Below are 22,504 nucleotides of genomic sequence, written 5' to 3'. Positions count from 1 at the left end.
GTGGACAGTACTATGAAAGAAATTCAAGTTGGGTTATTAGGTCTTGGGACAGTTGGCAGTGGTGTGGTTCGTATTATTACGGATCATCAAGAACGACTCATACACCAAGTAGGTTGTCCGGTGAAGGTAACGAAAGTATTAGTGCAAAACATTGAGAAAGAGAGAGAGGTAGAGGTACCTTCTACTCTATTAACACAAGATGCAAATGAAATTTTAGATAATCCAAATATTGATGTTGTTATTGAAGTGATGGGTGGCATTGATGATGCAAAATCATATATTTTACAAGCTTTAAAAAGCGGAAAGCATGTTGTAACTGCAAATAAAGACTTAATGGCATTACATGGAGCTGAATTATTAGCGACAGCAAAAGATAATAAGGCTGATTTATTCTATGAGGCGAGTGTGGCAGGGGGAATTCCAATTTTACGCAGTATCGTAGAAGGACTTTCTTCAGATCTTATTACGAAAGTAATGGGAATTGTAAATGGAACAACAAATTTTATTTTGACGAAAATGTCAGACGAAGGGAGAGCATATAACGACGTGTTAAAAGAAGCCCAACAACTTGGATTTGCAGAAGCAGATCCAACATCAGATGTAGAAGGTTTAGATGCAGCAAGAAAAATGACGATTTTAGCTACCCTCGGTTTCTCTACAAATGTAGAGCTTGGAGATGTGAAAGTAAAAGGTATTACCTCTATTACAGAGGAAGATATTGAATACAGTAAGAGCTTAGGTTATACAATTAAATTAATCGGTCTTGCAAAACGAGATGGTGAAAAATTGGAGGTTACAGTTGAACCAACTTTACTTCCAAATACACATCCTCTTGCAGCAGTACAAAATGAATATAACGCTGTGTATGTGTACGGTGAAGCAGTTGGGGAAACGATGTTTTATGGACCAGGCGCAGGAAGTTTACCGACAGCTACAGCTGTTGTTTCGGATTTAGTTGCTGTAATGCAAAATATTAGATTAGGGGTAACAGGAAATAGTGCTGTAGTCCCACAATATCAAAAAGTATTAAAAGAGCCAGACGAAATTGTCGTGAAAAAGTTTTTAAGACTGCATGTAAAAGACGAAATTGGTGTATTTGCAAAAATTACTTCATTGTTCTCTGAGCGCGGAGTTAGCTTTGAGAAAATTATTCAAATGCCGCTTGAAGAGAAAGGAAAGGCTGAAATTGTAATTGTAACGCATCGTGCGTCTCTTGCTGATTATGATTATATTCTACATACGTTGCAAGGGTATGAAGAAATAGATTGTTTGAAAGCGAACTATCGAATTGAAGGGGATGCTAAGTAGTATCTCTTACCATAAAACAGAAAGAGCCTATTAAGCAGCTTGCTTAATAGGCTCTTTTCTATTTAAAATCTGCGTACCAACTTGAATAAATGCTTGGATAATCCAGCCTGTTGTAAAGGATAAGATGATTGTTCCAAAATAGATAGGTCCATCTAATAAAAAGCTTAACGTTAAAAATAAAAAGGCTAATGAAATCTCTGTTCTTCTAAACGTCCATTTTTTCTTCTCGGCAACCGTTAAAACGAAAGCTTCTTGAGGCGCTGCACAAAGGTTTGTAGAGACGTAAAGACCAATTCCAGCTCCAACGAATAGATTTCCGCAAATAAGTGTTATATATTTTGGAAGAGAGCGGATAGCGTCCATAATAGTTGTAATGGAACCAATCCAATCAACAAAAAGAGAAATAAGAACCATCGTTACAATTGTACCGATTGTAATTTGTTTTTTATTCCAAAAGAGTACGATAAGTGTAAAGGCAAAGTTAATCATGAAAATCCAAAAACCAATACTTATCCCAAAATTTTGATATAGTGCAATAAAGAAGGAATCATAAGGGCTAAGTCCAAAGGAAGTAATTGTCGTCATCATATTAATACCGATGGCAAGAATGAGTAAACCGCCAATGAAAAATATATATTCTAATTTGAATCGAAGCATAGTTGTATATCCTTTCTAAATGTATTTGCTAGGAAAGGATATATTGTGGAAAGCTTACCAGGTCAAGGGAGAATTTTTGTGAAAAGGGGAAAATGAGATGACAAATATAAGAAAGATTGCTGAACTTGCTGGAGTATCTGTTTCAACTGTTTCACGTGTACTAAATAATCATCCGTACGTAAATGAACAGAAACGAAAAGAAATTTTAGCGATTATAGAAGAATTAAATTACACGCAAAACGTGAATGCAATTCATTTAGTGAAAGGAAAAACAAATGTAATTGGCGTTTTATTGCCACACGTAAATGATCAATATTATAGCGCTATTATCGAGGGGATATCAAAAGAGACAGCAAAGAATAATTATAATATGATGCTTTGTCAGACGAATTATAGTGAAGAAAGAGAACTAGAAATTTTGAATATGTTAAAAATGAAAAAGCTTGATGGGGTTATTATTTGTTCTCGGACAAATAGTAAGGAGAAGCTTGAAGAATATACGAAATTCGGCCCGATTGTTATGTGTGAAGAAATAGATTCAAAATGCATTTCAAGTGTACATATCGATTACTACAAAGTATTTTCACGTGGGATGAAAAGCTTAATAGATGCCGGTCATACACGTATTGGATATTGTATTGGAAGAAGTAATAGTGTTAATAGCCAAAGACGAAAGAAGGCGTATAAAGATTCGCTTCAACAGAGTATCGTAACACCGTTAGAGACCTGGAAATTTGAAGGTTGTTTTACAGTGGAAGATGGACGCAATGTAATTAGAGAATGGGCTCATATGTCAGTAAAACCGACAGCGTTCCTTGTATCTTGTAACCATATTGCAGCGGGGATGGTTACAGAAGCAAAAAAACAAGGAATTCGTATTCCAGAGGATATTACGATTATCGGGTGTGATGATCAAGAGGTGGCAGATATATTGGGTATAACGACGATTTCGCATTCTAGTAAAAACGTTGGAGTAAAAGCGTTTGAATTATTATATGAAAAGATTAATGAAGAGAAACTAGATGTGAAGCATATAGAGTTATTACCAGAGTTAATAGATAGAGAAACGACATAATTGAGAAGGTGTGAAAATCGCTTTTCAAAATTTCGTTTGGTATAATTATGGACAATCTATGAGGGCTAAAAGGGGTTTTGATATGAGATCAAAAGTAGTAAAAGTAATTCTACTCATTACAATTGCATCTTTCTGTTTATTTGCATATGGCTTTGTTTCAGGTGTAAATGATGTATTAAATCCGAAAGCTTCAAATTTAATTAAAAAGACCGATGTAGTGGCAAAAGAGAAAAAGAAAACGGGAACGTTACAAATCGTTAGTTTAGGTGATTCATTAACGCGTGGCGTTGGTGATAAAGAAGGAATTGGCTATGTTGGGCGAATGAAAGAGGATTTACAAAAAGATTATAAGCAAAAAATTGCATTAACAAATTTAGCAGTTAGTGGTGCAAAAATGCCCGATTTATTAAAACAAATTGAAAGTAATGGCGCTCAATATTCAATTAAGCAAGCAGATGTAATTGTGTTAACGATTGGTGGAAATGATTTGTTCCCAGGCTGGGAATCACTTGGGAAAATAGATTTAGAGACGTATCGTCCTGACACAGAGACGTTTCAAAATGAAGCAAAGAAAATTATAGAAGAAATTCGTAAATTAAATACAGATAGTCCGATTTTTTGGCTTGGTTTATACAATCCTTTTGAAGATGTAGAAGATTTAAAAGGGTCTTCAAACATTGTTGTGGACTGGAATGCATCTTTAGAGAAATTAGCGCTAAACGATAAAAATGTGTATATTACACCGACATTTGATTTATTCCAAAACCGCGGGAAAGATTTATTATACTCTGATCATTTTCATCCGAACGAAGTAGGTTATACGTATATGGCAGAACGTTTAGTTCAAAATGTTGTAAGTAAATTAAAACTAGAACAAGGAGGGGTAAAATGACGACGATACTTTCCGTACGAGACTTGAAGAAGGTAATTGGAAAGAAGACTCTTGTAGAGAATATTTCCTTTGATGTAAAGCAAGGAGAAGTGTTCGGGTTCTTAGGACCAAATGGTGCTGGAAAGACGACTACCATTCGAATGTTAGTCGGATTGATTAAGGCGACAGAAGGTACGATTTCTATCGGTGGTTATTTGATTAAGGAAAATTTCAGAAAAGCGATGCGTCAAATTGGGAGTATCGTTGAAAACCCAGAGTTGTATACATATTTAACGGGATGGGAAAATTTAAAGCAATTTGCTCGTATGTTAGGTGATATATCAGATGAACGTATTATTGAAATTGCTGAAATGGTTCATTTAGATGAAAGAATTCATGACAAGGTAAAAACGTACTCACTTGGTATGAAACAACGTCTTGGAATTGCGCAGGCGCTCCTTGGAAATCCGAAATTGCTCATATTAGATGAACCAACGAATGGTTTAGATCCAGCAGGGATTAGAGAACTTAGGGAATTTATACATAAGCTTGTAAAAGAAGAAAATATGAGCGTGTTTATTTCAAGCCACTTGCTAAGTGAAGTGCAAATGATATGCGATCGCGTTGCTATTATTCATAAAGGAAAGATGATAACAGTTGCCAAGGTTGAAGAATTAATTAAAACAGCAAGTGATCGTGTAGAATGGATTGTTACACCGATTTCTAAGGCGAAAGATATGCTAGAAGCGGCCGAAGAAGTAAGGGAAGTGAGTGTAGAAGGCGATCGATTACTATGCCGCATGGATATTGCATCTATAAGTAGTTGGAATAAACACTTTGTCGCAAATGAAATAGATGTACATAGCGTTAAGGAGCTTGTATTTACGCTAGAAGATTTATTTATTGAACTCACAAGGGGTGAGCAGCATGCGTGAATTTGCGAATCTAGTTTTAAATGAATCAGAAAAGATTTACCGCAAGAAACGTATTTTTGTTGTCATGCTTATTTTAGCAATCTTGATCCCGCTTTTTGTGTATGCGCAGTATCGTGAAATAGAAACGACACAAAAAAGACTCGGTACAACTGATTGGAAGGTTTCATTGCAACAGCAAATTGTTGATTCTCAGAACCGGTTGAACAATTCTAGGTTGCCAGAAGAATGGCGTGATTGGTTAAAGGTAAGGGTTGAGCAACAACAATATTATTTAGATCATGATATTAATCCGATGGCACCGGGTGCACCGACTTTTGTCAGAGCATTTATTGAACAAGGAATTACATTATTTATTCCGCTTCTCGTAATGATTGTCGCCATTGATATCGTTTCAGGAGAACGAAGTGATGGGACGATGAAGATGTTACTTACGCGGCCGATTCGGCGCTGGAAAATACTCCTTAGTAAATACGTGACGATGTTATTTTTCATTTCGCTCATACTGTTTCTTGTAGGTTTGTTTGCTTACATATTATCAGGGCTTGTATTTGGGTACTCGGGATGGAATTTACCTGTTTTAACAGGATTCGTCATTGATAAGGAAACGTTAAATACGAACTTTGTACATCTTATTCCGCAGTGGCAATACATCTTAATGGCGTATGGACTAGCCTGGTTTGTTGCTATCGTTGTCGGAACTATATCATTTATGGTCTCTGTTTTAATTCGTAATACACCAGCTGGTATGGGCGTTATGCTAGCTGCATTAATTGCAGGCGGTATTTTAAGCTCGTTCGCAACATCTTGGGAAGGCGCCAAATATATTTTTAGTGTGAATTTATCATTAACGGATTATTTATCAGGAAAATTACCTGCATTACAAGGTTTATCGATGGGATTTTCTTTGATGAATTTAACTGTTTGGGCAGTTGTTTCTCTTGTTATTTCGTTCGTAGTATTTACAAGACAGGATATGGTGAATTAATTAGACAGGAAGTGACAGTATGGAAAATGTTTTAAAGAATGATTGGGAGCCACTATTGGCACCAGAATTCGAGAAAGAGTATTATCTTACTCTATCCAGTTTTTTGACAGAAGAATACAGCACGCATGTTGTTTATCCGAAGGTAGAAGATATTTTTAACGCTCTTCAGTATACAAGTTATGAAAATACAAAGGTTGTCATTTTAGGGCAAGATCCATATCATGGACCGAATCAAGCGCATGGTTTAAGCTTTTCTGTGCAACCTGGTGTTAAAACACCACCGTCATTGTTAAATATGTATAAAGAACTTCGAGATGAATATGGTTATGAAATCCCGAATAACGGTTATTTAGTAAAATGGGCGGAACAAGGAGTATTATTACTAAATACCGTATTAACAGTTCGTCAAGGCGAAGCAAATTCTCATAAGGGAAAAGGATGGGAGCACTTCACAGATCGTGTAATTGAACTGTTGAACGAACGTGAAAAGCCAGTTATTTTCATATTGTGGGGGCGCCATGCGCAGGCGAAGAAGAAATTAATTACGAATCCGAATCATCATATTATCGAATCTGTACATCCAAGCCCATTATCGGCAAGACGTGGTTTCTTTGGTAGTAAGCCATATTCTAAAATAAATACGATTTTAGCTAATATGGGCGAAAGAGAAATTGATTGGGAAATTCCAAATTTATAAATAGAAAAGGTAGTTAACAGTTGTTAACTACCTTTTTATTATCATTGTTGCTCGTTCTTTAATTTTGCATCTAGTACAAAAGTACCAAATGGGATAACTGATGAAACGAATGCTCCAAGTGCCCATAAAATTGATTTACGGTGTACGATTGTTACTTGAATTACTGCAAAGATGAATAGAATAAATAGAACACCATGAGCCATGCCTGTAATTTTAACAGCTGTTGCAAATCCTGCGAAATATTTCAATGGCATTGCTACAAATAATAGTAATAGGAAAGAAATACCTTCAACTAGTCCAATTGCTCTTAATCGTCCGATTGGTGTAGATAACATAAAGTAGCCTCCTTTAACGTATGCTTGTATATAGTAAATTTGTATTCTTTTTCAAAATAAAATAGTCTATTTTGTTTCATTATATACAAAAAGAAAGTTTACACTACGAGAATAGTGCAAAGTTCAAAATATAGTCACAAAAGCATGAGAATTTAAATAAAAACCTATTTGAAGTATTTGACTTCAAATAGGTTTTGTGAATGAAAATATTAAACAAGTACATCCGTTTTTAAAACGAATTTCTCTACAACTTTTGCAACACCATCGTTCATATTTGTATCTGTTACGTAGTTTGCAATTTCTTTAATATCATCAGGTGCATTTCCCATTGCAACGCCAAGACCAGCAAATTCAATCATTGCTTGGTCGTTATAGCTATCGCCCATTGCGATAACTTCTTCACGCTTAATGCCAAGCTTTTGAATCAGTTTGTTTAAGCTCGTTCCTTTTGTAACACCGGCTTCTGTAAATTCTAAGAAGAATGGTTTTGAACGCATCACGCTTAATTGGCCTTCTAGTTGTTTTTGTAGTTTCTTTTCAACTTCAACAAGGCGTTCAGCCTCTTTATTCATTAATACTTTTACTACAGGCTCTTTAACTGCGGCTTTAAAGTCATCTACTACAACAATTGGCATACCGGTAATATCGCCCTCAATTTCAGTATAAGGATTATTTTCTTCCGTTACGATATCATCGCCCATATAAGTATGAATCCATACATCTTCAGTTTGACTAATTTCAAATAGGTTGTGAACGATTTCAGGAGATAGCGTACTACTAAAGATTTCTTCGTTTGTTTTACAGTTAATAATTTTTGCACCATTAAAAGATAGAATGAAACTGCCGTATTCTTCTAAACGAAGTTCTTTGGCTACATTGCGCATACCAAACGTTGGACGTCCAGAAGCAAGTACAACCTTTACACCTTGCTCTTGTGCAGTCATTAACGCTTCTTTCGTACGAGGTGAAATAGTATGGTCATCACGTAATAAAGTATCATCTAAATCTAAAACAATCATTTTATAAGTCATATAGAAAATTCCTTTCTTTAATTGAAATCAAAATACATGTTCATGAAGATGTTGAGGAATAATAGTAAGACATCAAACCTCTTTGAAAAGAAGTAGATAAATTATTATGAGTTGTTGCTCATAATATTGGTTAATAATCATTGGGGAAGAATAAAACCCCAATGATTAAAGTTTGATTTTATCGTAACAACTCTAAAGGTAGAGTGCAATAATGGAAGTTTTCCAATTTAAGATATTTGTTTTGCAACGGAACGAGAAAATAGTATTTCTAGCAAGATTGCTATTACAGATCCAAGAACGAGACCATTACTTAAAAACGATGCTAGAAATGGTGGAAGTGTGGAATATGCTCCTGCTGGAACAAACATAACTCCGACTCCTGTAAAGATTGAAAGACCGGCTACTTTAAATAATCGTTCTTTATCCTGGACAGTTTCGTATTCTCGAAAGGCGAGACCAATCATGCTTGCGAATACAGGATAAATAGCGGCATAACCAACTGCAACAGGGATTGCCGCAAAGAATGAAGTAATCTTTGGAAATATACTAACGACAATAATAAAGCTTGACCCTAATATAAACGGGAGACGTTTATAAATATTAGTCGTTGCAATAAAACCTGCTGATCCAGAAATAGCGACAGGCCCAATAGCTGAAAATAGGCCGCCTAGCAATTGGTTGATTCCTGTGATAATGCCAGCTTGTTTAAAACGATCTGATGCAGCGTTTTCTTCATATTTAGAGACAACCTTTTGTACAACGCGAATACTTGCTAACATATTTGTTAGAAGTAAGAGTGTAACGAAAATGACCGTAATTACCATGTTCCATTCAACACGAGGCATTCCGAAAACAAATAAGGATGGAAAACGGATTATGTCTGTCACTGGTGTTATTGGATTAGATAATCCGAAACATGCGAATAATATCCAGCCGCATACGATACTGAAAAGAACGGAATATTGTCCAATAATAGGTAGCTTCATGATGAAAAAGGATAGTAAAATAACAATGAGTGAAAGAATAAATACGTTAGGTTGTACTTCTGTATGTTTTCCATCAAGGCCAAACATTCCCTTTAAGAAGGAGCCACTAAGCTGCGCGACAAGAAGAAATAAATACGTTCCAATGACTGTCGGTGTAAAATAGCGAACAAGTTTATCAATAAGTCCAAAAACGCTAAGAATAATACAAATAATACCGCTTAATAAGAAAGCATATTGAAGAACTTTAAGTGTCTCATTGCTTGATCCAAATAGCACGACGCCTAAACTTGCGTAAAGGGAGAAAATTCCCCACCAAAGGCCAGCAGGACCTTCTTGAATAGGAAGTTTATGCCCAAATATAGCTTGCAAGAGACCAGCAAAACCTAGAACAAATAACGTTCTTTGTACGAATGCGATAGCTTCAGCACCATCAAGACCATAACTAGTTGCGACACTAATTGGTACAATAAGGCTTCCAGCTAAAATAAATAGTGCCCATTGTAAGGCGGAAAGAAATGTCTTCATTATATCAACCTCTTTCATAGATTCCGTATCTAGTATATACGTATTTTATTTCCACTGGCAAAGATTGTAGATAGAGAAAAGAGTTGAAACACGGTATGAATGCACGTAAGCAATTATGGATAGCAGTTATATGTATGACTTTTGTTGTAATTCTAGGAACGATAGGATTTATGACGATTGAAGAGATTAGTTTGTTTCAAGCATTTTGGATGACAATGATTACTGTATTGACTGTTGGATACGGAGATGCCGTTCCTGTAACGCAAGCGGGGAAAGTATTTGCGCTTCTTATTATTCCTGTTGGCGTAGGTATTGTTACGTATGCAATTGGGGTAGTGGCAGCTATGATTATTGAAGGGAATTTATTTCATGCAGTACGGAGGAAGAAGATGGATAAACAAATAGCGCAGTTGAAAAATCATATTATAGTATGTGGTTGCGGTAGAGTGGGGCTTCAAGTTGTACATGAATTGCAAGAAAAGAATATTCCATTTGTCGTTGTTGATAAAGATGAAAGTATATTGGAGCAGGAAAAGCTTTTATTTGTACATGGAGATGCAACGGAAGATCAAGTATTACATAATGCCGGAATTTTAAAAGCAGCTGGTTTAGTTGCTATTGTTGCAAATGATGCCGAAAATGTATTTATTACATTAACAGCAAGAGGGTTAAACGATACGATTAAAATTGTGGCGAGATCTGAAAAGCCAGAAACTGAAGAGAAATTAAGGCGTGCCGGTGCAAATAAGGTTATTAATCCATCTAGTATGGCAGGTATTCATATCGCAAAAGGTATTGCAAATCCATTAACCGTTCATTATATTGATACAGTGTTGTATGGAATAGAACAGTCATTTGTCATTGAAGAAATTCTAGTTGGAAAAGATTCAATATTAGTTGGTAAATCTTTACTAGAGAGTAATGTAAGGAATCAGTTTGATGTAACAATATTAGCGATTTCAAGAAATGGGGATATTATACATAATCCAGCAGGGCAGGAAAAATTGAAAGAACGTGATATGATAATAGTATTTGGTTCAGTAGAGAAATTGGGACAATTCGAGAAAGAATTACAAAGTACGAGGTGATAAGGAATGCAAATATCTAGCGGCAAGATTTTAAATAAAATGGCGAATGAAATTGCGAAGGCGAAAAGTAGTGAAGGACAAAAGTCAAAAGAACATTTATTAGTTGTGCGTGCTTTATGTGACTTATTATTAGATGAACAAGTTGAAACATCTACATATAGAGAACCGCAAATTCCATCGCAAGTAATTGAATCACAACCAGTAACAACTATGCAACCAATTGCACCTGTTTCTGGGGAGCCAGTATATATAAAAGAAAGTGATGCAAACGGTAACTCTTTATTTGATTTTTAGAAGATAAATCGTTTGGCTTATATGAAAAAATTGCTTATGATAAAGGTAAAAAAGGGGAATTAAGATGAAAATTTTCTTTTTACTAGGTTGTATTGCAGCGGGGCTATCTGTTGCGTTAGGGGCCTTTGGAGCACACGGTTTAGAAAATAAAATTTCTGCAAAAATGTTAGAAGTGTGGAAAACAGGCGTTACATATCAAATGTTTCATGCAGGTGGACTATTCGTAGTTGCTTTATTGATGGATAAGGTTCAATCAGCACTTTTAACTACTGCTGGTTGGCTAATGGTAGCTGGAATTATTATGTTCTCAGGTAGTTTGTATGCATTAAGTACGACAGGTATTAAGTTCTTTGGTCCAATTACACCTCTTGGTGGTGTAGCGTTTATTGTGGCGTGGATTCTAGTAGGGACTGCAGTTGTAAAAGGATTATAAAAAACAAAAGCTGGCATTTGCCAGCTTTTTTTATGGTCTTGGAGTATAAGTTGCTTGTTGACTAGGTAAATACGTAATTTCTTCTGGAAATTCTACGTAATCTAAGTAGATCATTAGTAGTAAATAGCGTTTTCCTGATTGCGGTTCACTAATAACGATATGGTCACGGCCAGCTGCTTCAATAATACCTGTATAAGATTGTGTGCCAAGGGAACTGCCACGTTCATAGGTCATTACAACCGTAGCTTGCTTACCTTTGTTTAAACGAAGGATATTTTCAATATAGGATTGCTCTAGAGGTAACATGCCTTGAGAAATTGCATATTGAGCTTGCGCAGCTTGAGCTGTTTGTTGTTGCATCGCTTGCTGCTGTTGTTGAGTCATTTGTTGCGGTTGTACATAAGTTCCAGATGGTTGATAAAAACCTGTTCCATAGTACGGATTTTGTTGCTGTGCCATTCAAAAATCCCTCCTCATTTTTATTCCTTAATATACGCTAGGGCAGTCTCCAGCAGATGGCTGGAAGAAGCAGTGCTTTTTAAAGCGACCAGAGTTTTGTTGGTTATACCAAGTTGGTGGACATGCACCTTCAGGTCTAAAGAACCATAAGGCAAAGTTGGCAGGCCAAAAACGTTGCCCTTGAATGGTCCGTCTCGCTAGGGCAATATCTTGTTCGCGTGCCCGTTGATAAAAATATCCTTTTTGCGTTGCTTCAAAACCGCCGGGGTTTTGATAAACCATTTGACGTAAATTACGAATGCTTTTAAAGTCTAAACAATTTCCGCGGACACGATTTACCCCAACGTTTCCGACCATTAACATTCCTTGTTGCCCTTCTCCTTCGGCTTCAGCACGCATCAGTCTAGCCAACAACTTTACATCTTCTTCGTTATAAGCAATAACGCCCATTATGTGTCACCTCTCTTTTTGTAATACCTTTTGGAAAGAGGTTTATCCCGCATTAACGGGCAGTGAGACTCCTGCCCTAAAATTTGGTTGAAGTAAAGAAATTAGATGGGAGATCAAACTGCCCGTAAACGCCCGATTAGTTCAACTAATAATCAGCGGGTGATTCCCCCACTGATTAAAGTTTCACTTTATCTCTAGATGAAGTGTGTAACAATTACTAGTTCATACGTATGAGGAAAAGGACTCAGATATGACAACCAAACGAAGTTTTACATTGAGAGTGGAAAATAAAAAAAGCTAGCGTGAGCCAGCTTTTTTATTAAAAAACTTTAGACCATAAGTTTGAGAAGAAATCACCAATAGAGCGCATTGTTAACACAAACCAATTTGCTTTTTCAACTTCCTCTGTCGTTTTTGCAGTAACTTTCATACTTTTACTACCGTCTAAGAAACCATATTTATCAGTTGATTCTAAAGTAATTGAGCCTACTTTGGTATCTTTCTTAATAGGAGCAACTAAATGTCCATCTTCAGAAAGAGATTTATCTAATTCAGTTCCAATTTTATAAGGCTCTTTGCTACCTTTTTTCGCAATTACTGTTATTTCTTTTTCGGGTGCAACAGTTACTTGGTCTTCTTTCCCTTTTACTACAGAGATTGTATTGTTTTTATTAACTTTTAGTTTTTGTTTTTCAAAGTTATTAAATCCATATTCGATTAATTCACGAGATTCCGTGAAACGTTCATCCATTGATTTTGTTTTAATAATAACCGAGATAAGACGTACATCACCACGTTTAGCAGTAATGGTAAATCCGTATCCAGCTGTATCAGAACTTCCGGTTTTTAAACCATCAGTACCTTCATAAGCGAAAGCAGCTCCTGGTAACATCCAATTCCAGTTTTCCATACGAATTGGTTTTGGGTGATTGTCTGGGAAGTTTCTAAATCTTTGTTTTGTATCCTCTAGCATTTCTGGATACTTTGTAATCATTGCTTTTGAAAGCATACCCATATCACGAGCTGACATAGAGTTTTCTGCATTTGGATCAGTACCCTCAGGATGTTTTCCTTTTAAGTCAGCGTTATTTAAGCCAGTAGCGTTTACAAATTTATATTTCTTTAATCCTAGCTTTTTAGCATGTTCATTTGCAAGATTTAAGAAGTTTTTCTCACTTCCTGCAAGAAGTTCTGCTAAAGCAATACTAGATCCATTTGCAGAGAATATAACAATAGAATGATATAATTCTTTTACAGTATATTGACGTCCTTTTTCGAACGGTACATTAGAGAATTCATTATTACGAGAGACTTCATAAGCGTAATCAGAAATATTTACTTTCGTATCCCATGTGATTTTTCCTTCTTTAATTGCTTCTAAAACAGCGTAAACAACAATTAATTTTGACATACTAGCAATAGCTAGCAATTCATCTGGATTTTGCTCGTGAAGTATTTTTCCTGTATCTGCATCAAATAAAAGTGCAGCCGCCGCCTCAATATGTATTTTTTCTTCCGCATGGGATGTTGTTACTCCTAAGGAAGAAATTGACAATACAAGCAATAGTAAAATAGACAAGATTTTTTTCATATAGATTATCACCTTCGCATCGTTATTTAGCATATAGCTCGTATCATTTTAGCATATCTTTACATATAAAAAGGTTACAATTTTACAAGAAATTTGAAAAAATGTTGGTTTTTCTTCAAAAGTGCAGAAAAAAGGAGATTTTTGAGGATAAATATAGAGAAGAATAAAAAAAGGAACGAATTTCGTTCCTTTTCACCATTTATATGTGTAAAAATTTCTCTACTTTTTCGTCTTGTAAAATGTTTCCAACGAAGAATGTTCCAAATTCACCATAACGAGCACTTACTTCATCGAAGCGCATTTCGTATATAAGTTTCTTAAATTGAAGAACATCGTCAGCGAATAATGTTACGCCCCATTCGAAATCATCGAATCCAACAGATCCTGAAATCACTTGGCGTACTTTACCTGCGTATTGACGACCAATTTTACTATGGCTGTACATCATTTTTTTACGTTCTTCCATAGGAAGCATGTACCAGTTGTCATCACCTTGGCGACGCTTATCCATTGGATAGAAGCAAATATGATTTGCTTTCGGTAATTCAGGATATAAACGAGCTAAAATTTGCGGGTTTTGGTATGGATCCTCATCAGCTGGAAGGTAGTTGCTTAATTCAACAACAGATACGTAAGAATATGCAGGAACCATATATTCAGCTAAAGTTGTTTTATTCAATTCTGTCTCAATTTCATTTAACTCTTCCATTGTTGGACGTAAAATCATAAGCATAATATCAGCTTTTTGGCCAACAACTGTATACATTGCGTGACTACCTTTTTTCGCAGTAGCTACTTCGTTCCATTTTTCAACGACATTTAAAAATTCAGACACTGCTTGTCCGCGTTCGTCGCTAGATAATGTTTTCCATGCAGCCCAATCAATAGAACGTAAATCATGTAAACAATACCAGCCATCTAACGTTGTTGTTGCTTCACTCATTCTATTCACCTCAGTTAATGATAGTTTTACACGTTAACTATAGCATATATAGTTTTAAAATCATCTATATAAAACCTTGGCGCATAAAATTGTCACATTTAAGTGTTTAAGCAAGGTGAATTTAACGGCTGAATTTTATGAAAATATAATCATTTTTATTTTATCTATTTTTTGGGAGCTATAAGTTTAAAATATAGAAGAAAAGCAGTATTCTTAAAGATAGAGTTTTTTTAACATATGTAGGAGGGTTTATTCGTGAGCAACTTATTTACAACAGTAAAAGAAAAAGTTCAAGGAAAAGGCATTTCTATCGTACTTCCTGAAGGAACTGATGAAAGAATTTTAGGCGCTGCAGAGCGTTTAGCAAAAGAAGAGTTAGTAAAACCAATCTTAGTTGGTAATAAGGAAGAAATTAGCGCAAAAGCTGCTAGCATGAATTTAACATTAGCAGGCGTTGATATTTACGACCCAGCTACATACGAAGAAATGGATGCAATGGTAGCATCTTTCGTTGAACGCCGTAAAGGTAAAGCGACTGAAGAAGACGCTCGCAAAATCCTTAAAGACGAAAACTACTTCGGTACAATGCTTGTATACATGGGCAAAGCACACGGTTTAGTAAGTGGTGCAGCTCACTCTACAGCTGATACAGTTCGTCCAGCACTTCAAATTATTAAAACAAAACCAGGCGTTACAAAAACTTCTGGCGTATTCATCATGGTACGTGAAGAAGAGAAATATGTATTCGCTGATTGCGCAATTAACATTGCACCAAACAGCCAAGATTTAGCTGAAATCGGTATCGAAAGTGCGAAAACTGCTGAGTTATTCGGCATTGATCCACGTGTTGCTATGTTAAGCTTCTCTACAAAAGGTTCTGCGAAATCTCCAGAAACAGAAAAAGTTGTAGAAGCAACTCGCATTGCAAAAGAAATGGCTCCTGAGTTAACTTTAGATGGAGAATTCCAATTCGATGCTGCATTCGTACCATCTGTAGCTGAGAAAAAAGCTCCAGGTTCTACAATTAAAGGTGATGCTAACGTATTCGTATTCCCAAGCTTAGAAGCTGGCAATATCGGCTACAAAATCGCTCAACGTTTAGGTAACTTCGAAGCAGTAGGACCAATCTTACAAGGCTTAAACATGCCTGTAAATGATCTGTCTCGTGGATGTAACGAAGAAGAAGTGTACAAGTTAGCTTTAATTACAGCAGCTCAAGCACTTTAATTCTATAATGAATTGAAATAAAGACCGTCGCTATTATAGCGACGGTCTTTATTTTTCTAAGCCAAGTGCTTTATTATTACGATCAATAATACGTTGTAAATTCGTCTCATATAAAGGAATCTCGTCTATTGTTAATTGAGATGTTGTTAACTTTGGAGCGAATTGCTGCAATGTTTTTAAAAGACGCATCATTAAATCTTGTACTGTAATGGTTTCGCCAAGTAATTCTGAGAGTGAGGCCATCGTACTTGGTACAATTTCAGGGTACGTAAAGCGTGTTTCTTCCCCTTGAATTGCTAGGTTGTAGAAATCACGAACGAGTGCGGCACGCTCAGAGCCACTTCCGGTAGCACAGAGGTAAATTTGGACAGCGACACCCCCGCGAATACGACGTTGTGAAATACCAGCGAATTTTTGATCGCGAATACTTAAGTCATAACTACCAGGACAGTAAGAGCCAACAATTTCTTTTGCCTCGATAGTAACGTCGTAATCCTTTAACATCTCCTTAATCAAATGCCACATTGTATCGTATCCAAGATCGATATCGATACCTTTTTCTGTTTCTTGAAATAAAAGTGATACATTTAAAACACCTTCATCAAGCACGACCGCAAGCCCGCCAGAATTACGAACAATGACATTGAAGTTGTTTTGTTTTAAAAAAGAAATACCTTCTTCTAAATGCGGAAGGCGTGAATCTTGAATGCCAAGGACAATTGTATTGTGATGAACCCAAGAACGCATTGTTGCGGCTGACTTGCCATTTCCAATGCTTGTGCATAATGTGTCATCCATTGCGAATGACTGAAGTGCATGGAATGTTGGTCCTAAACTAGATTGATCTACAATGCGCCACTCTGGCTGAGATAAAATGGAACGGGAATTGCTCATATAACTAACCCCTTATCTTTAAAATGACAATCTCTATTATAGCAAAAAATGAAGAATGGAGTTTTCTCACATATAAAGGGGGAGCTTAGAGGTGAAATAATAAAAAGGATGCATTACATGCATCCTTCTTATTCTGCAATTTTTTCTAAATTACCGTTTCGGTCCATTCGGAAAGATGTTTGAGAACGTTCTTCGTCATCCATGACTGCCAATTTACGAGCACGGTTCATAATGTTCATAAGTGTTTCGTAATCTTCTTGTACAGTATGAGATTGCTTTTCTAATTTTTCTAGTTTCTTTTCTAGTTCCTCATTCCGAAGGATTTGTGCTTTAATTTCTTGTTTCAATCTCGTATTCTCGTTTTCAAGAGCTGTCACTTTTATATTTGAAGATCCGACTGTTTGTAAAAAATAAATAACATCTTGCATCGTCATAGAGCTTCTTGCAGCAGGAGCAGTAGATTCTTGATATGGAATAGCTTCTTTATATTGTACGATTGATTCTTCTTGTACTAATTCTTCATAATCAGTTATCGAATCTGAAGCTGGTGGTGTATAAAGTAAACGTTTTTTCGCTTGTTCACCGCTTGCAGCACGCATTTTATCTTTACGATGTTTTTTTGCTAGTTGAAGAGCTTGTTCATAGCTATAGCGAACAACGGCATTCCAGCGGAAACCACAAGCAGCAGATGTACGATTTAACTGATCCCCTACTTCCTCAAATGCATTTAATTGCGTACTTCCTTCTCTAACATGACGAAGTACCGTTTCAGCAAGTAATAAATCATCCTCATCTGTCCAAGCATCTTGTCTTACTTTCATAGATTCAACTCCCTTTCTTTTTATGAACTTCCTATTTTTATAATGGGCAAAAAAATAAACTTTTATACAAAGCTTTTAAAAATATGGTAGATTTCGATGAAAGGTAAAAATTTTCCCATGAATGGTGAGCGCTTCTGTAGGAGAGCATATAAATATGTAGCAATATGTAGAGAATAGGCTTTGTAGGGAAACTTGCAACGAGCTTCAAAGAGCGGTAAAATACCATTTAGTGTTTATTTTTAAATGTACTTGAGAAAAGTTTAAAATAGAGGAAGTGTTATATAATGGGAAACGAGTTTCGCGTGTGCGATGACTGTCAGGCAACGAACGTTAAAACGTTAGTTCCGAAGCTAAAAAAAGTAGATTCATGTGCAACGATTGAAGTTGGATGTCAGTCTTACTGTGGTCCTGGTCGTAAAAAATCATTCGCATTTGTAAATAACCGTCCAGTTGCGGCTCCAACAGAAGATGAGTTAATCGTGAAAATTGAAGCAAAGTTAAATAAGTAAGAAAAAGAAGAGTGAAAAGATTCCTCTTCTTTTTTTATGCCCATAAGAGGAATGGTTTATTCTGCGAAAGTAATCTTGTGTGGATGAACGTTTTCTAAAGGATGGACATAACTTTTGTATTAAAATTCCAGTTTATATAAATTTATATTTCAAAATAATGGTTGACAGTCTTTTAAAGCGATAGGTAGAATAGAAGTGTCTGATTCTGAGAATCATTATCAGGGAAATAACAATTCACCTAATTTTTTTATTACTATTTGAGAATAAATTTCATTTCAATAAATATATGTTGTTGGTTAGGATGGTTGAGGGATGGAAGCGAGCGCAAGCAGTATAGAACAGCAAGAAGAGAATGTTAAAGAGATTAAGAGCAGACCGCTCATCGCTTCTATTATTTTAGTAGCGGGTACAATTTTGTTAGCTTTAAGCATGGCAGTTTCTATTTCTTTTGGGGCTGCAGATATTAGTTTAAAGACTGTATGGCAAGCTGTATTTCAGTTTGATGGATCTATTACACATCATAACGTAATTCAAGAGCTTCGCATGCCTAGAGCAATAGGGGGCGTAGTTGCAGGTGCCTTTTTAGCGGTATCAGGAGCAATTATGCAAGGTATGACGCGAAATCCACTTGCTTCACCATCGTTAATGGGGATTACAGATGGAGCTGTATTTGGAATTGCAATTATGTATGCATTTTTCCCTAATTCACCTTATTTAATGTTTGTTATCGCATCTTTTATTGGAGCTGCGTTTGGTGCAAGCATTGTATATGGAATTGGATCTTCTTCACCAGGTGGATTAACACCTGTGAAATTAGCTTTAGCAGGTGCAGCTATTAGTGCTTTATTAGGGGCAATTTCATCTGGAATCGCATTGTATTTCAATCTTGCCCAAGAGGTGAGTATGTGGAATGCAGGCGGAGTCGCTGGAGTGAAATGGCAAAGTATTAATATGTTAGTGCCAATTGGCCTTGTTTGTCTTTTTATCGCAATTATGATGTCAAGATATATTACAATTTTGAGCTTCGGTGAAGAAATTGCAATTGGACTTGGTCAAAATACGACATTGATTAAATTTATCGGAACAGTACTTGTTCTTGTTTTAACGGGTTCCGCAGTTTCCATGGCAGGATCAGTTGGATTTGTTGGTCTTGTAATTCCGCATATGACTCGTTTCCTCGTAGGCTCGGACTATAGATGGGTTATTCCATGTTCTGCGGTCTTAGGTGGGCTGTTAATTGAATGTGCAGATATGTTATCTCGCGTTATTAACCCGCCATTTGAAACGCCAATTGGAGCAATTACAGCGCTAATTGGGGTTCCATTCTTCCTCTACTTAGCACGTAATGAAGGGAGAGGAAAGATGTGAGGACGAGTGTCTTAACAAAAAAGAACATTTCTATATTAACGATTTTAGTAGGACTAATCGTTTCTATATTTCTTATTAGTTTAAATACAGGAACTTTTAAAATCCCGCCAATGGACGTATTAAAGTCATTGGTTGGACTAGGGGCTGAAGATCAGTCTGTTATTTTATTTGAATTCCGTATGCCGCGTATGGTAATTGCTATACTAGTCGGATCTGCTTTAGCTATGTCAGGCGCGATTTTGCAAGGTTTATCACGAAATCCGCTTGCTGATCCAGGTATTATAGGTATTAATGCTGGAGCGGGATTAACAGTTGTTATATTCGTCTACTTCTTCTTCGGAAAAGTAGGGACTGGTACATTTTTATCTGTATTCATTCTTCCATTCTTCGCACTAGTTGGAGCGATATTAGCAGCGGTAATTATTTATTTACTAGCATGGAAAGACGGCGTTTCATCGACTCGATTAATACTAGTCGGTATTGCCGTTGCAGCTGGATTTGGAGCTGTTAGTTTAATTTTCTCTATGAAGATGACATCTAACGATTTTCGTTTTGCTACGATTTGGCTGGCGGGAAGTCTATGGGGGACAGATTGGAAATTCGTATTAAGTGTACTTCCATGGATGGTTATTTTCTTACCGCTTGCTATAAGTAAAGCACACATATTAAATGTAATGAACCTAGGCGATTCTACAGCAGTTGGCCTTGGTGTAAACGTAGAAAAAGAAAGACGTAAATTATTATTTATTGCAGTTTGTTTAGCAGGTGCATCTGTTGCTGTTGCCGGCGGAATTGGCTTTATCGGTTTAATGGCCCCGCATTTAGCAAGGCGCCTTGTTGGTGGTAAACATCAAATTATGTTGCCCACAGCTGCGCTAATAGGAACGTTTTTACTTTTATTCGCAGACGTAATTTCAAGAAGTGTACTAACAACTTCAGAAATACCAGTCGGTCTTGTTATTTCTGTAATTGGTGCACCGTATTTCATTTATTTACTTATGAGGACAAAATAAAGGGAGGCTTTTCGTATGGCAACTTTAGCGGTGGATGCGGTATCTGTTGGCTATAATGAAGGTTTAATTATTGATGGGTTAACAGTTGAAATTCCGGAAGGGAAAATTACAACAATTATTGGACCAAATGGTTGTGGGAAGTCCACATTATTAAAAACGGCGTCTCGTATTTTGAAGGCAAAGCAAGGTACTGTTTATCTTGACGGAAAAGCAATTGAGAAACAGCCAACGAAAGAAATTGCAAAGAAAATGGCGATTTTACCACAAACTGCAGAAGTGCCAACGGGTCTTACTGTATTTGAGCTTGTGTCATATGGAAGATTCCCTCATCAAAAAGGGTTTGGCACGTTGAAAGAAGAGGATTATCGCTACATTAACTGGGCACTTGAAGTGACAGGAATGAAAGAATTTGCGAATCGTCCAGCAGAAGCGCTATCAGGCGGTCAACGTCAACGTGTTTGGATTGCAATGGCTCTTGCACAAGGAACAGAATTACTTGTATTGGATGAACCAACGACGTACTTAGATATGGCTCATCAATTAGAAGTATTAAACTTATTGAAAAAGTTAAATGAAGAAGAAGGTAGAACGATTGTTATGGTTATCCATGACTTAAATCACGCTTCTCGTTTCTCAGATCATATGATTGCATTAAAAGCAGGTAAGTTAATGAAACAAGGAACGCCAGATGAAGTTATGACAAGTGAAACACTTCGTAACGTATTTGAGATTGAAGCTCAAATCGTTCCATGTCCAGTAAACTGTAAGCCAATTTGTTTAACATATGATTTAGCGATGATTAGTAATCAATTGCGTAAAAAAGCATAAGTAGAACCCCCTCGTGAAGAGGGGGACTTCTAATGGACGTTGAGCTTCTTATATAAGAATGGGAAGTTGAACGCCCGTTAGAATGGGTTATTAACAACAATTAATAAATATATATTAATTAATTGTTATTTTTGTTTCTTATAGTTCGTTGTAACTTATAAGATAAATACAGCTAGAAGGAGTGGGAACATGAAGAATTTTAAAATGGCACTATTAGCAATGGTACTAGTTGTGACTTCTGTACTATTTGCAGCTTGTTCTAACAAAGAAGAAGAAAAGAAAGCAGATGCAAAGACTGAAGAGCGCACTGTAAAACATGCAAAAGGGGAAATTAAAATTCCTGCAAACCCAAAGAAAATTGCTGACCTTAGTGGTTCAACAGAAGAATTATTAATTTTCGGTATGAAACCGGTTATTACTGCTAATACATCTCAAGAAAAAATTGATGCACATATTGAAAAGAAACTAAAAGACGTTAAACCAGTTGGTTCTGCTTGGGGCGATAAAATTAACATCGAAGCAGTAGCTGCTGCAAAACCAGATTTAATTCTTGTAAATAATCGTCAAGAAAAGATTTATGATCAATTATCTAAAATTGCACCAACAGTTATGTTAAATACTCCATTAGATCAATGGCGTCCAAAATTTGAAGAAGTAGGTCAAATCTTCGGTAAAGAAAAAGAAACAAAAGAATGGTTCAAAAAGTATGATGAAAAAGCAAGCAAATTACATGACAAAATCGTTGCTAAAACTGGTGAAGCAACATTTATGAAAATGGCTGCATATCCAAATGCTTTCCGCGTATACGGTGACTACGGTTACGGTAGCGTAATCTTTAATGATTTAAAACTACCAGCAGTTAAAGGTACACCAACTGATAAACCGTTAGTACAAGTACAAAAAGAAGCTTTAATCGATTACAACCCAGATTACTTATTCGTGTTTACAACTGGTGACGGTTCTCAGCGCTTGAAAGAATTCCAAGAAGAATCAATTTGGAAAAACATGAACGCTGTTAAAAACAACCACGTATTTACAATTAAAAATGAAGACTTAAACAAAGGTTACTTCCCACTTGGGAAAGATATGATCTTAGACGAAGTTGCTGAATTCGTTTTAGGTAAATAATGTATAAAGGAAATCACTTTTACTTCGGTAAAGGTGATTTTTTCTTTTTATAA

25 protein-coding genes are annotated in these 22,504 nt (G+C 36.2%); 15 read left to right on the top strand and 10 right to left on the bottom strand.

Annotated elements, in window-relative coordinates; translation table 11 throughout:
• Positions 1-12: 12 nt before the first annotated feature.
• Positions 13-1,308: a homoserine dehydrogenase gene (locus NST90_RS25660; protein ID WP_000659109.1), complete on the top strand. Its 1,296-nt coding sequence runs from the start codon at positions 13-15 to the stop codon at positions 1,306-1,308.
• A gap of 30 nt (positions 1,309-1,338) precedes the next feature.
• Here the strand turns inward: NST90_RS25660 and NST90_RS25655 are convergent, their stop codons facing one another.
• Positions 1,339-1,965: a YitT family protein gene (locus tag NST90_RS25655; protein ID WP_000943411.1), complete on the bottom strand. Its 627-nt coding sequence runs from the start codon at positions 1,963-1,965 to the stop codon at positions 1,339-1,341.
• A 97-nt stretch (positions 1,966-2,062) separates the two neighbouring features.
• On the opposite strand from NST90_RS25655, the gene NST90_RS25650 reads away from it, so the two are divergent.
• Genes NST90_RS25650 through NST90_RS25630 form a run of 5 tightly spaced genes read left to right on the top strand, consistent with a single transcriptional unit; the run spans position 2,063 to position 6,528 of the window.
• Positions 2,063-3,040 (top strand): LacI family DNA-binding transcriptional regulator, encoded by a 978-nt coding sequence (locus NST90_RS25650; protein ID WP_044306627.1) that lies wholly within the window; start codon positions 2,063-2,065, stop codon positions 3,038-3,040.
• 10 nt (positions 3,041-3,050) lie between these two features.
• Entirely contained in the window at positions 3,051-3,932 is an 882-nt protein-coding gene (locus tag NST90_RS25645; RefSeq protein WP_002022849.1) for an SGNH/GDSL hydrolase family protein, read from the top strand.
• The gene (locus NST90_RS25640; protein ID WP_016123903.1) at positions 3,929-4,846 is read left to right on the top strand and encodes an ABC transporter ATP-binding protein; all 918 of its coding nucleotides are present in this window, start codon (positions 3,929-3,931) and stop codon (positions 4,844-4,846) included. The genes NST90_RS25645 and NST90_RS25640 overlap by 4 nt, the downstream gene beginning before the upstream one ends.
• A complete protein-coding gene (locus NST90_RS25635; RefSeq protein ID WP_001206477.1) occupies positions 4,839-5,831 on the top strand; it encodes an ABC transporter permease subunit in 993 nt (330 codons plus the stop codon). Before NST90_RS25640 ends, NST90_RS25635 begins: the two co-directional genes overlap by 8 nt.
• Positions 5,832-5,850: 19 nt before the next feature.
• Positions 5,851-6,528: a uracil-DNA glycosylase gene (locus NST90_RS25630; RefSeq protein ID WP_000432519.1), complete on the top strand. Its 678-nt coding sequence runs from the start codon at positions 5,851-5,853 to the stop codon at positions 6,526-6,528.
• Between the two features lie 41 nt (positions 6,529-6,569).
• Here NST90_RS25630 and NST90_RS25625 read toward each other — a convergent pair whose 3' ends face one another.
• The 3 genes from NST90_RS25625 to NST90_RS25615 form a co-directional block, all read right to left on the bottom strand.
• Positions 6,570-6,863 (bottom strand): DUF3817 domain-containing protein, encoded by a 294-nt coding sequence (locus NST90_RS25625; RefSeq protein WP_000953396.1) that lies wholly within the window; start codon positions 6,861-6,863, stop codon positions 6,570-6,572.
• 209 nt (positions 6,864-7,072) lie between these two features.
• On the bottom strand, positions 7,073-7,894 hold the full coding sequence (locus tag NST90_RS25620) for a Cof-type HAD-IIB family hydrolase (RefSeq protein WP_000221395.1): 822 nt from the start codon (positions 7,892-7,894) through the stop codon (positions 7,073-7,075).
• A gap of 227 nt (positions 7,895-8,121) precedes the next feature.
• Positions 8,122-9,405 (bottom strand): purine/pyrimidine permease, encoded by a 1,284-nt coding sequence (locus tag NST90_RS25615; protein WP_044306628.1) that lies wholly within the window; start codon positions 9,403-9,405, stop codon positions 8,122-8,124.
• A 95-nt stretch (positions 9,406-9,500) separates the two neighbouring features.
• Here NST90_RS25615 and NST90_RS25610 point away from each other — a divergent pair, with 95 nt between their 5' ends.
• From NST90_RS25610 to NST90_RS25600, 3 genes are all read left to right on the top strand, one after another.
• Positions 9,501-10,493 (top strand): potassium channel protein, encoded by a 993-nt coding sequence (locus NST90_RS25610; protein WP_000993980.1) that lies wholly within the window; start codon positions 9,501-9,503, stop codon positions 10,491-10,493.
• A 6-nt stretch (positions 10,494-10,499) separates the two neighbouring features.
• Positions 10,500-10,787 (top strand): YwdI family protein, encoded by a 288-nt coding sequence (locus NST90_RS25605; RefSeq protein ID WP_025709656.1) that lies wholly within the window; start codon positions 10,500-10,502, stop codon positions 10,785-10,787.
• Between the two features lie 64 nt (positions 10,788-10,851).
• On the top strand, positions 10,852-11,220 hold the full coding sequence (locus NST90_RS25600) for a DUF423 domain-containing protein (RefSeq protein WP_025709657.1): 369 nt from the start codon (positions 10,852-10,854) through the stop codon (positions 11,218-11,220).
• 30 nt (positions 11,221-11,250) lie between these two features.
• On the opposite strand, the gene gerQ is transcribed toward NST90_RS25600, so the two are convergent.
• From gerQ to hemQ, 4 genes are all read right to left on the bottom strand, one after another.
• Entirely contained in the window at positions 11,251-11,679 is a 429-nt protein-coding gene (gerQ, locus tag NST90_RS25595; RefSeq protein ID WP_000068652.1) for a spore coat protein GerQ, read from the bottom strand.
• 27 nt (positions 11,680-11,706) lie between these two features.
• The gene (gene cwlJ / locus NST90_RS25590) at positions 11,707-12,129 is read right to left on the bottom strand and encodes a cell wall hydrolase CwlJ (protein WP_000538167.1); all 423 of its coding nucleotides are present in this window, start codon (positions 12,127-12,129) and stop codon (positions 11,707-11,709) included.
• Between the two features lie 319 nt (positions 12,130-12,448).
• Entirely contained in the window at positions 12,449-13,720 is a 1,272-nt protein-coding gene (locus NST90_RS25585; protein ID WP_000722870.1) for a serine hydrolase, read from the bottom strand.
• A 199-nt stretch (positions 13,721-13,919) separates the two neighbouring features.
• Positions 13,920-14,663, bottom strand: coding sequence for a hydrogen peroxide-dependent heme synthase (hemQ, locus tag NST90_RS25580; RefSeq protein ID WP_001287598.1), 744 nt, complete (start codon positions 14,661-14,663; stop codon positions 13,920-13,922).
• A 255-nt stretch (positions 14,664-14,918) separates the two neighbouring features.
• Between hemQ and pta the strand changes: the two genes are divergently transcribed.
• Entirely contained in the window at positions 14,919-15,890 is a 972-nt protein-coding gene (pta, locus tag NST90_RS25575; RefSeq protein ID WP_000067215.1) for a phosphate acetyltransferase, read from the top strand.
• Between the two features lie 48 nt (positions 15,891-15,938).
• Here the strand turns inward: pta and NST90_RS25570 are convergent, their stop codons facing one another.
• Both NST90_RS25570 and NST90_RS25565 read right to left on the bottom strand, forming a co-directional pair.
• Entirely contained in the window at positions 15,939-16,784 is an 846-nt protein-coding gene (locus tag NST90_RS25570; RefSeq protein ID WP_000071951.1) for a biotin/lipoate A/B protein ligase family protein, read from the bottom strand.
• A gap of 128 nt (positions 16,785-16,912) precedes the next feature.
• Positions 16,913-17,605 carry an RsfA family transcriptional regulator gene (locus NST90_RS25565; RefSeq protein WP_000868358.1) on the bottom strand — a complete coding sequence of 231 codons (693 nt, stop codon included), beginning with the start codon at positions 17,603-17,605 and terminating at the stop codon, positions 16,913-16,915.
• 284 nt (positions 17,606-17,889) lie between these two features.
• On the opposite strand from NST90_RS25565, the gene NST90_RS25560 reads away from it, so the two are divergent.
• From NST90_RS25560 to NST90_RS25540, 5 genes are all read left to right on the top strand, one after another.
• Positions 17,890-18,114, top strand: a complete 225-nt coding sequence (locus NST90_RS25560) for a DUF1450 domain-containing protein (RefSeq protein ID WP_000526079.1) — start codon at positions 17,890-17,892, stop codon at positions 18,112-18,114.
• A gap of 312 nt (positions 18,115-18,426) precedes the next feature.
• Positions 18,427-19,482 (top strand): iron ABC transporter permease, encoded by a 1,056-nt coding sequence (locus NST90_RS25555; protein ID WP_000388294.1) that lies wholly within the window; start codon positions 18,427-18,429, stop codon positions 19,480-19,482.
• Positions 19,479-20,495: an iron ABC transporter permease gene (locus tag NST90_RS25550; RefSeq protein ID WP_001260757.1), complete on the top strand. Its 1,017-nt coding sequence runs from the start codon at positions 19,479-19,481 to the stop codon at positions 20,493-20,495. Before NST90_RS25555 ends, NST90_RS25550 begins: the two co-directional genes overlap by 4 nt.
• Positions 20,496-20,510: 15 nt before the next feature.
• Entirely contained in the window at positions 20,511-21,323 is an 813-nt protein-coding gene (locus NST90_RS25545) for an ABC transporter ATP-binding protein (RefSeq protein ID WP_000212068.1), read from the top strand.
• Between the two features lie 189 nt (positions 21,324-21,512).
• Positions 21,513-22,451: an ABC transporter substrate-binding protein gene (locus tag NST90_RS25540; RefSeq protein WP_000787724.1), complete on the top strand. Its 939-nt coding sequence runs from the start codon at positions 21,513-21,515 to the stop codon at positions 22,449-22,451.
• The last annotated feature ends 53 nt before the right edge of the window (positions 22,452-22,504 follow it).

Origin of the sequence: Bacillus sp. FSL E2-8900, assembly GCF_037966225.1 — a bacterium.
Classification (GTDB): Bacteria; Bacillota; Bacilli; order Bacillales; family Bacillaceae_G; genus Bacillus_A; species Bacillus_A cereus.
This window is presented reverse-complemented; position numbering and strand designations above follow the sequence as displayed.